This is a genomic window from Xenorhabdus hominickii (assembly GCF_002632725.1).
Taxonomy (GTDB): Bacteria; Pseudomonadota; Gammaproteobacteria; order Enterobacterales; family Enterobacteriaceae; genus Xenorhabdus; species Xenorhabdus hominickii.
Genome location: NZ_NJAI01000089.1, coordinates 1 through 663, shown reverse-complemented (window position 1 = coordinate 663; position 663 = coordinate 1). Strand labels below are relative to the sequence as shown.

Below are 663 nucleotides of genomic sequence, written 5' to 3'. Positions count from 1 at the left end.
CCAGACAATCTGAGTGCCAATGTCAACAGCATCAGCCACGCCATCATCCAACATCCATTGCAGCGCCTCACGCGCGTAATCCTCCGCCGCCAGTGCGACGGCGGGGGTTAATTTCTGTCGATGCAACAACCATAAACGAGAACCTATCGGATAATCAGCGCCGTTATCGCCCCACCATCCCCGGCGATCAGTGCCGTCAATGTCATCATCCGCCCGTGCCTGTCGGTCCGTAAACAAACTGATAATAATCGCGGTTTGCAGGTCATTACCGGTGACCAAATCCCCCTGGCCGGCCAGCCAATCGGCATGGATATTTTTGACATCCCACGCTGAGGTAATGTCACTCATTTCACCGTCGCTCCTGTCGTTTGGCTGGTCACGGTCGAATCCCCTGACCTCACGCCCGGCACCGGATGGGTATGTTCGTTATAGGTATCACGGAGCTGCTTCATCGTCGTGCTATTGGCGTTGCAATTGTCGATAACATCCCCGGTGACTTTCAGCACTGGCGTATTCAGCCACACTTCGGTAGCGGCATTGACAGTGACTTTAGAGGCATTGTTCACCGTGACCGGTTGCCCCTGTGCCTCGACGGTGATCCCCGATTCGGTCAGCAGGATATGCAGCCCCCACTGGTTATACACCACCACCTCGCCGGGATTT

General features: G+C 55.5%; 1 protein-coding gene and 1 pseudogene. Both read right to left on the bottom strand.

Features of this window, described 5'->3' with window-relative positions; all coding sequences use genetic code 11:
- Window positions 1–348, bottom strand: a 348-nt coding sequence (locus tag Xhom_RS25260) for a phage GP46 family protein (protein ID WP_099140140.1), incomplete at its 3' end; no start/stop codon positions are given.
- Window positions 345–663: pseudogene (locus Xhom_RS25255) on the bottom strand (baseplate assembly protein); the annotation flags it as partial. The gene Xhom_RS25260 and the pseudogene Xhom_RS25255, both read right to left, overlap by 4 nt.